Source organism: Kitasatospora sp. NPDC001175 (assembly GCF_053598215.1).
The window spans coordinates 177,752-184,143 of record NZ_JBSFJU010000009.1 but is presented as its reverse complement, the minus strand read 5'-3'; the positions used below and the strand labels follow the sequence as shown (position 1 = coordinate 184,143).

Here is a 6,392-nt window from a genome sequence, read left to right as displayed (position 1 = left end):
GGGGGGACCCTGTGGGAGAGTAGGACGCCGCCGAACAATTTTTAGTGAAAGCCCCTCCCGGGGATACCGGGAGGGGCTTTCCGCATTTCCGGGCAGATCCGGGATCGGGCCGGCGGGCGAGGACGCGGACAGGGCCGGCGGTGTTGGATGTCCGGGACACCGTGAAATCCGTGGACTTGGAGTCTGTGATGCTCAGCTACCCTCTTGCGTCCGGCGCGGAGCTGCGTGCCCTGGAGCCCTGGCGGGCTGCGGAGTTCTTCGCGTTCATAGTGCGGGCGCGCGAGCATCTGGCGCCCTGGATCCCGTGGGCCACCAGCATCACTGACGTGGACGGCGCGCGGCGCTGGCTGAAGCACTGCGCCGAGGAGCAGGCACGGGACGAGGGCCGGATCTACGGCATCTGGCTGGACGGGGAGTTGGTGGGCGGGGTGGTGTTCCAGGCCTTCAGGGCGCGGGCCGGGGTCTGCGAAGTGGGGGCCTGGCTGGCACCGGAGGCGGAGGGACGGGGGCTGGTGACGGCGGGGGTGCGGCGGATGGTCGAGTGGGCCTTCGAGGAGCGGGGGATGGCTCGGGTGGAGTGGCGTACCGAGCCGGCGAACCTGAGGAGCATCGCGGTGGCCAGGCGGCTGGGAATGACCCGCGAGGGGTTGTTGCGGCAGGTGTTCCGCTTCCACGACGGCCGGCGGGACCTGGAGATGTGGTCGCTGCTGGACTCGGAGTACCGGACGCCGTCGGTCGGTGGAGTCGCGGTGTAACCCGGGATACTCGTCCCCGGGCGGTCCTCCTCGACCGGTCTACAGCCGTCCGGCGGCCTTGAGCGCCAGATAGGCGTCGGCGAGGGCCGGGGGGAGGGCGGTCGGCGGGGCGTCCAGGACGGTGACGCCGTGCCGGGTCAGGCGCTCCGCGGTGCGGCGGCGATCGGCGCGGGTCTGTTCAGCGGCGGCCGCGTGGTACACGTCCCGGACGGTGCCGCGGGCGGCGGCCAGCTCGTCCAGGCGGGGGTCGGCGACGGAGGCCAGTACGACCTCGTGACGCCGGGTCAGCAGCGGGAGATGGGGCAGCAGCCCCTCCTCGACCGGGCGGGCGTCGAGGCCGGTGAGCAGCACGATCAATGAGCGGTGCGGGGCCATCCGCAGCGCGGTCGCGGTGAGCGCGCGCATGTCGGTCTCGAGCAGTGCGGGTTCGAGGCAGGCCATGGCGTTGGTGAAGGCGGGCAGGATCTCGTTCGGGGAGCGGCCGACGACGCTGCCGCGCCGGCGCAGGTCGTGGGCGAGCAGGTCGACACGGTCGCCGGCCCGGGTGGCGAGGGCGGTGAGCAGCAGGGCGGCGTCGAGGGCGGCGTCCAGCCGGGGGGCGTCGCCGACGCGTCCTGCGGAGGTGCGGCCGGTGTCGAGGATGATCAGGATGTGCCGGTCGCGTTCGGGTCGCCAGGTGCGAACGGCGACCGTGTTGCGGCGGGCGCTGGCCCGCCAGTCGATGGAGCGGACGTCGTCGCCGGGCAGGTACTCGCGCAGCGAGTCGAACTCTGTGCCCTGACCGCGTGCCAGTACCGAGGTGCGGCCGTCGAGTTCGCGCAGCCGGGCGAGCCGGGAGGGCAGGTGCTTGCGGCTGGTGAAGGGCGGCAGGGCGCGGATCGTCCAGGGGACGTGGTGGGAGCCCTGGCGTCCGGCGAGGCCGAGCGGCCCGAGGGAGCGTACGGTCACCCGGTGGGCGTGGTGGTCGCCGCGGCGGGTGGGGGCGAGCCGGGTGGTGAGGCGGCGGCGTTCCCCGGCCGGGATGGTGAGGGTGTGCCGGGAGCCCTGGACGGCGGTGCCGGGCTGCCAGGCGGACGGCGGCCAGGCGTCGCGGAGTTGGGCCCGCAGCCGGCGCCCGGACGGGTTGGTGACGGTCAGTTCGACGGTGGCGCCCTCGCCGAGCCGGACGGCGGTGTCGCCGCTCCGGTCGAACCGCAGGGTGCGGACCGGAGCGGCGAGCGCCAGGTCGGCCAGGACGCCGAGGAGTACGGGCAGGGTGACCGCGCCGATTCCCGCCCAGGAGGGCAGCAGCAGGCCCACGACGAGCGCGCCGAGCGCGGCGAGCAGGGCGGTGCGGCCGGTCAGGGCCATGAAGCGAACTCCCTTGGTGATGCCAGTAGGTGACGGACGTCAGCGCGGTGCGGGGGTCTGGGCGAGGACGGCCTGGATGACCGAGTCGGCGGTGACGCCCTCCATCTCGGCCTCGGCGCGCAGCTGGATGCGGTGCCGCAGGGTGGGCAGGGCGAGGGCCTTGACGTCGTCGGGGGTGACGTAGTCGCGGCCGGCCAGCCAGGCCCAGGCGCGGGAGGTGTTCAGCAGGGCGGTGGCGCCGCGCGGGGAGACGCCGATGGAGAGCGAGGGGGACTGCCGGGTGGCCCGGCAGATGTCCACGATGTAGGCGAGTACCTCGGGCGAGACGGTGAGCTTCGCGATCTGCGCCTGAGCGGCGGCGAGGTCGGCGGGGCCGGCGACCGGGCGGATGCCGGCGGCGGCCAGGTCGCGGGGATCGAAGCCGGCCGCGTGCTTGCTGAGGACCTGGAACTCCTGGTCGCGGTCGGGTAGCGGGAGGACCAGCTTGAGCAGGAAGCGGTCCAGCTGGGCCTCGGGGAGGGGGTAGGTGCCCTCGTACTCGACCGGGTTCTGGGTGGCGGCGACCAGGAACGGGGTGGGCAGGCGGCGCGGTTCGCCGTCCACGGTGACCTGTCGCTCCTCCATGGCCTCCAGCAGGGAGGACTGGGTCTTGGGCGGAGTGCGGTTGATCTCGTCCGCGAGCAGCAGGTTGGTGAAGACCGGTCCCGGCTGGAAGGAGAACTCGGCGGTGCGGGCGTCGTAGACCAGCGAGCCGGTGACGTCGCCGGGCATCAGGTCCGGGGTGAACTGGATCCGCTTGGTCTCCAGGCTGAGTGCGGTGGACAGGGTGCGGACCAGCAGGGTCTTGGCCACCCCGGGGACGCCTTCGAGCAGTACGTGGCCGCCGCAGAGCAAGGCGACGACCAGCCCGGTGACGGCGGCGTCCTGGCCGACCACTGCCTTGGCGATCTCGGTGCGCAGGGCGGTGAGCGCGGCGCGCGGGTCGTCGGGGCTGTCGGCCGGGGCTGCCGGGGTCGTGGAGACCTGTTCGGTCACGGCTGTCGTACCTGCCTTTCCAGGGCGTCGAGGGCGTCGATGAACCGCACCAGGGCGGCGTCGTCGGTGGGTGGGGTGCCGTACAGCAGCTCGTGGACCTCGGCGGCGTTGTGGCCGCAGCGGTCGGCGACGGCGGCACAGAGTGCGACGGGGTCGGCCTCCCCCGCGGTGAGCGGTACGCCCAGCACCGGGGCGAGCCGGTGCCGGGTGGCCTGGCGCAGGGCGTCGGCGGCGCGGCCGCGGGCCCTGGCGCGTTGGTAGAGGCGGGCCCGGCCCTCGGTGGTCTCGGAGGCGCGGACAACCGCGGGGAGGTTCTCGGTGACCACAGGTCCCAGGCGGCGGCCGCGCCAGAAGGCGGCGAGCATTGCGGCGAGGGCGAGTTGGAGTCCGGCCCAGCTCCAGCCCTCGGGGATGTAGTCGGTGAGCGTGCGCTGAGCCCGGGCGGGTGCGCCGGAGGCCGGGGCGGTGTAGTCGGGGAGGTACCAGACGAGTTGCCGGTGGGAGCCGAGCAGGCTCAGGCCGAGGGCGGCGTTGCCGTCCTCGGCGAGGCGTTCGTTGCTCAGCAGGCGTCCGGAGCCGAGGACGACGAGTTCGCGGAAGCCGGGGTCGGTGTGCCGGACCAGCGGGTAGCCGCCGGACCTGGGGTAGCAACCGGTGTCGTCGGCGCCGGGCTGGTAGAGCAGGCCGCCGAGCTCGGCGTGGCCGGCCAGTACGGCCTCGGGGAGGCGGCACTCAGCGGGGACGCCGGTGGAGCCGGCGCTCTTCGGGATGCCGCCCGGGGTGGTGGCCACGGTGATGCCGGGCGCGAAGACGGAAAGTGACGGGGCCTCGGGGGAGATCAGCACCAAGCGGCTGTCGCTGCCGCGGCGGACCTGGGCCAGTCGGCGCAGCTGGGTGAGGGACAGCAGGTCGGGTTCGGGGAGGACCACGGTGCTGCCGGGTTCGGCGAGCGCGGCGGCCAGGGCCTCCTCGGTGTCCACCGTACGGGTCGTCAGGCCCTGGTTCTCCAGCAGGTGGACGACGGCGCGGGCGCCGTCCCGGTCGGGGGAGCGCGGGTCCAGTGGTGGGTACTGCGGCGAGCCGCCGAGACCGGCGACCAGCAGGCCGACGAGCAGCAGCAGAACGGCGAAGAGCAGGAACCAGCGTGAGCGGAGCCATAGTTGGCGACCGGTCGGGGAGATGCTGGTGGCGGGCTCGGGGCGGGTGGCGGTGAGCGTCATGCGGTGCCTCCGCCGGTCGGGGCGGCCGTCGGCGCGGGGGCCGGCGCGGCGGTCGGGGTGAGGACGGGCGTGGTCCGCTGCAGGGCCCGGTCGAGGTCGAGCAGCGACTGGTAGGCGGCCTGGTCGGCGATCCTGTCCCCGTAGGCGATGTCGTCGAAGGCGTGGGCGGCGGCGGTGAGCGCGGCGGCGTGGTCGGGCAGCGCGCGGCCCGCTTCGGCGGCGGCCTCGTCGGCGGTGCGCCCGGGGCGGACGTCGAGGACGGTGCGCTCCTCCATGGCCCGGACCAGGGCGCGCATCTGCTCCCGGACTGCGGCGGACCACTCGCCCGCGGCGGCGTGCGCGGCGGCGGCGCTGCGGTGCTGGGCGGCGGTGCGTGGTCCGTCGGCGGCGAACAGGGCCGCGGCGCTGTGGGCCTGGCGGCGGGGGGCGCCCAGGCGCCACCACAGGGCGGCGCCGATCAGCGCGGCCACCACCAGGAAGAAGACCAGGCCGGTGACACCGTTGCCGCCCATCGAGCCGAGGCTGGACAGGGCGCGGTCGAGCTGGTCCTGGATCCAGGTCATCAGCCGCTGGACCAGGCTCGGGTCGTGCTGGTGGTAGACGGGGTTGAGGAGTTCCCGGCGGGCGTCGTCGCGGGCCGGATTGCGCGGGACGGTGACCGGGGCGCCGCCCGCGAGCAGCGCCCCATCCCCCCAGAAGGCCATCTTCGTCAGATCCTCTGCGGTCCGCCCGGAGCGGTCGAGCCCTGCGGGCCGGTCGGAGCGGTGCCGCCGAACTCCGGCACACCGGCGGCGCGGGCCAGTCCGATGTCCAGGGCCTCGCGGCGGATCCGCTGGTCGATGTAGAGCAGGACGTTGACGGCGGCCAGCACCGGGATGGTGATGGTGGCGACCAGGGTGCCGCCGACGGCGACGCTGGCCAGCATCGCGGGCGGCCCGCCGGCCAGTTGGCCGAACGGGCTGCCGGCCGAGGTCGGGTCATCGGGGCTCAGGACCATACCGATGACGATGAACGGCATCGCGATCACCGAGCTGAGGATGCCGACCACGATCTGGCTGAGCAGGGTGATGCCGAAGACCCGCCACCAGGAGCCCTTGACGAGCCGTCGGGAGCGCGCGAGGGCGGTCCTCACGCCCTGCTTCTCCAGCATCAGGGCGGGGGCCGAGAAGTTGAGCTGGATACCGAGCCAGAGCGCGACCGGGACGGCCGCCAGGATCGGCAGGAAGGTGAGCGCGACCAGCTCCGGGCCGGGGTCGCCGGCGATCAGCACGGCTATCAGCGGCGCGCAGGCCACCAGGAAGACCCCGCCGATGATCAGACTGGTCAGGAAGGTCACTCCGGCCAGCTTCAGCAGCTGCGGCCTGGCGTCCCGCCACACCTCGCCCAGGGTGGTCGGGCGGCCCAGGACGGCCTTGCTGACCACCATGGTGAGCAGGCCGGCCGCGATGATGCCCAGTACGAAGTTCACCGGGTAGGTGGCGAACAGGGCGACGACCGGGCCCGCGGTGTGCGGGCTCTCGTACGCCCACCAGCGGGCGAGCGCGGAGAGGGTCTGCTCCACGGCGGCGACGCCGAAGGAGAGGCCGAGGGCCGTGCGCCAGTGGCGGCGCACGGTGGTGACGGCGCCGTCCAGGATCTCGCCGAAGGCGAGGGGGCGCAGCGGGATGACTCCGGGCTTGGGGCTCGGCGGCGCGCCCCAGCCGGGGTGGAATCCGCCGGGGCCCGGTTGCCCGTTCCAGCCGGGCTGTCCGCCCCAGCCGGGGTGCCCGTTCCAGCCGGGCTGGGGGCCCGGCGCCGTGCCGTAGCCGTGGTGCGGGCCCGGGGCGCTCCAGCCCTGCGGCGGCGCGTCCTGCGGCCCGCTCCGGGGCGTGTCCGGCCCGGGGGCGGGTGCCGGCGGCCCGGCGGCCTCACGGGGCGCTGCGCCCTCCGGGGCCGGTGTCGAGGGGGTTGCCGACGGCCCGGCGGCCTCACGGGGTGGCTCGGGCGAGCCGGGCGGTGCCCAGCCCGGGTTGTCGGTCATCAACGCTCCTCG

Annotated in this window: 6 protein-coding genes; 1 reads left to right on the top strand and 5 read right to left on the bottom strand. The window is 74.6% G+C overall.

Annotation, left to right across the window (positions count from 1 at the left end; translation table 11 throughout):
* The first annotated feature begins 188 nt into the window (after positions 1–188).
* Positions 189–755 (top strand): GNAT family N-acetyltransferase, encoded by a 567-nt coding sequence (locus ACWDAK_RS09940; protein WP_344636376.1) that lies wholly within the window; start codon positions 189–191, stop codon positions 753–755.
* A 39-nt stretch (positions 756–794) separates the two neighbouring features.
* Here the strand turns inward: ACWDAK_RS09940 and ACWDAK_RS09935 are convergent, their stop codons facing one another.
* The 5 genes from ACWDAK_RS09935 to ACWDAK_RS09915 are packed head-to-tail and all read right to left on the bottom strand — an operon-like array spanning position 795 to position 6,380.
* Positions 795–2,105, bottom strand: a complete 1,311-nt coding sequence (locus ACWDAK_RS09935; RefSeq protein ID WP_427394028.1) for a DUF58 domain-containing protein — start codon at positions 2,103–2,105, stop codon at positions 795–797.
* 39 nt (positions 2,106–2,144) lie between these two features.
* A complete protein-coding gene (locus tag ACWDAK_RS09930) occupies positions 2,145–3,140 on the bottom strand; it encodes an AAA family ATPase (protein WP_344636362.1) in 996 nt (331 codons plus the stop codon).
* On the bottom strand, positions 3,137–4,360 hold the full coding sequence (locus ACWDAK_RS09925; protein ID WP_427394027.1) for a DUF4350 domain-containing protein: 1,224 nt from the start codon (positions 4,358–4,360) through the stop codon (positions 3,137–3,139). The genes ACWDAK_RS09930 and ACWDAK_RS09925 overlap by 4 nt, the downstream gene beginning before the upstream one ends.
* The gene (locus ACWDAK_RS09920; protein ID WP_344636360.1) at positions 4,357–5,064 is read right to left on the bottom strand and encodes a DUF4129 domain-containing protein; all 708 of its coding nucleotides are present in this window, start codon (positions 5,062–5,064) and stop codon (positions 4,357–4,359) included. The genes ACWDAK_RS09925 and ACWDAK_RS09920 overlap by 4 nt, the downstream gene beginning before the upstream one ends.
* A gap of 5 nt (positions 5,065–5,069) precedes the next feature.
* Positions 5,070–6,380 carry a glycerophosphoryl diester phosphodiesterase membrane domain-containing protein gene (locus tag ACWDAK_RS09915; protein ID WP_427394026.1) on the bottom strand — a complete coding sequence of 437 codons (1,311 nt, stop codon included), beginning with the start codon at positions 6,378–6,380 and terminating at the stop codon, positions 5,070–5,072.
* Positions 6,381–6,392: the final 12 nt, after the last annotated feature.

Coding starts and splice junctions, on each gene's coding strand:
- ACWDAK_RS09940 (WP_344636376.1), top strand. CDS start 189: ATGCTCAGCTACCCTCTTGCGTCCGGCGCGGAGCTGCGTGCCCTGGAG.
- ACWDAK_RS09935 (WP_427394028.1), bottom strand. CDS start 2,105: ATGGCCCTGACCGGCCGCACCGCCCTGCTCGCCGCGCTCGGCGCGCTC.
- ACWDAK_RS09925 (WP_427394027.1), bottom strand. CDS start 4,360: ATGACGCTCACCGCCACCCGCCCCGAGCCCGCCACCAGCATCTCCCCG.
- ACWDAK_RS09920 (WP_344636360.1), bottom strand. CDS start 5,064: ATGGCCTTCTGGGGGGATGGGGCGCTGCTCGCGGGCGGCGCCCCGGTC.
- ACWDAK_RS09915 (WP_427394026.1), bottom strand. CDS start 6,380: ATGACCGACAACCCGGGCTGGGCACCGCCCGGCTCGCCCGAGCCACCC.